Source organism: Streptomyces apricus (assembly GCF_008369065.1).
Taxonomy (GTDB): Bacteria; Actinomycetota; Actinomycetes; order Streptomycetales; family Streptomycetaceae; genus Streptomyces; species Streptomyces apricus.
The window spans coordinates 1-1,828 of record NZ_VDFC01000182.1; the positions used below are offsets into that span (position 1 = coordinate 1).

The 1,828-nt window shown below is 73.2% G+C and carries 2 protein-coding genes; both read right to left on the minus strand.

What is annotated here, in order from left to right; genetic code table 11:
- Positions 1–925 (minus strand): serine/threonine-protein kinase (locus FGF04_RS39040; RefSeq protein ID WP_149516135.1); only part of this gene is annotated, 925 nt, incomplete at its 3' end.
- Positions 926–987: 62 nt separating this feature from the next.
- Positions 988–1,752 carry a TetR/AcrR family transcriptional regulator gene (locus tag FGF04_RS39045; protein ID WP_149516136.1) on the minus strand — a complete coding sequence of 255 codons (765 nt, stop codon included), beginning with the start codon at positions 1,750–1,752 and terminating at the stop codon, positions 988–990.
- Positions 1,753–1,828 lie beyond the last annotated feature (76 nt).

Genomic DNA, 1,828 nt, shown 5'->3' on the forward strand with positions numbered 1-1,828 from the left:
CCGGGGTGGGGTGGGGCACCGGTGGCGGGACCTGCACCTCCGGTCCCGCGATCTCCCGCCAGACGGCCGGGCCCGTCCCCTCCCCCGTTCCGGCGTCCGCGCCCAGCCGCTGCCGGCACCACGCGACGATCTCCGCCGGTGTCGCCCGCTCCCGCGGATCGGCGGCCAGGCACCGGGCCATCAGCGGACGGAGCTGCGCGGGCAGGAGGGACAGGTCGGGCTCCGAGTGCACGATCCGGTACAGCACGCCGACCGCGGACCCCTCTCCGTACAACGGCCTGCCCAGCGCCGCGAACGCCGCCGTCTGGCCGAGCGCGAAGACGTCGGTCGCCGCCGTGACCTCCCCGGCGGACGCCTGCTCGGGAGCCATGAACTGGGGCGTGCCGACCGTGGCCCCCGTGGCGGTGTGCGAGGTGATGTCGGCGGCCAGCGAGATACCGAAGTCGATCACCCGCGGCCCGTCGGCGGCCAGCAGTACGTTCGAGGGCTTCAGGTCCCGGTGCACGATCCCCGCGCCGTGGACGGCCTCCAGCGCCTCGGCCACCCCCGCCATCAGCCACAGCACCGCCGGCACCGGCAGGGGGCCGCGCCGGGCGACAGCCTCCGCCAGGGAGGGGCCCGGCACGTACAGCGTGGCCAGCCACGGCGGTACGCCGTCCGCGTCGGCGTCGATCAGTTCGGCCGTGTAGGCGCCGCGCACCCGCCGGGCGGCCTTTATCTCCCGGCGGAACCCCCGCCGGAAGGCCGGGTCGTCCGCGAGCTCCGGTCTGATCACCTTGATCGCGACCGGTCTGCCGCCCTGGGTGTGCGACAGGTAGACCCGTCCCATGCCTCCCGCGCCGAGCCGCGCCGCGAGGCGGTAACCGGCCACCGTGAGTGGATCGTCCGCCTGCAGCGGTTCGAACACCCTGGTCGCGTCGTTCATCGGCTCTCGTCCCCCACATCCCTGATCACCCGGTCCCCGTCGCAGGTGATCCCCGGTGCAGGTTATGCGGTCGGGTGCGCGGACCCGCCGCCCTGGTCCCGCGGTCCGTTCGAGAGGCGGTCCAGCCATTCCTTGAGCAGGGCCGCCTCGACCGGGGTGAGGGCGGTGGGCGGGGACCGGTGGAGCAGGGTGTTCAGGTGGGCCGCTGTGGAGGGGATCTGCGGTTCCTGCGGATCGGTGGGCGGAGCGGGAAGCGGTGCGTCCACGTCCGCGGGCGGTGGTACGTCCGGGGTGAAGACCAGGGCGTGGACCCCGTCCCGTACGCGCCGGGACACGGTCCGGTCCGTGAACGTCGCCGGGCGGGAGACCAGCATCAGGGCCACGCCGACGTTCGCCGACATGATGATCTGCGCCGCCAGTTCGGGAGTCATCGTCAACTTGCCCTGCTCGGCGGCCCGCTGGAGGTCCGAGGTGAGGATGCGGTGGGCCTCCAGGGCCGCCGCCGGGGGCGTCCGCATGGCCGGTGAGTGCATCAGGCGGAACAGGTTCGGGTTCGCCAGGGCGAACTCGACATGGGTGTCCCAGCCGTCCCTCAGGTCCTCCACCGGGTCCGTGCCGGGAGGACGGTTGCGCTTGGTGGCGAGGTACTTGTCCCAGCCGTGGTCGACGACCGCGGACAGGAGCCCCTCCTTGTCCCCGAAGTGACGGTAGAGGGCCGGGGCGCCGACTCCGGCGGCCTCGCACACGGCCCTGGTCGAGACGTCCCCGTTGGAGGACTCGGCGACCAGGGCCGCCGCCACTTCGAGAATGCGCGCTTTCGTACTCACGGTGCTCACGGTATTCACGGCCGTGACGCTATCCGAGCTCATATGCCGGAGTGGAGGGCGGCCGGGGAGTGCGGGG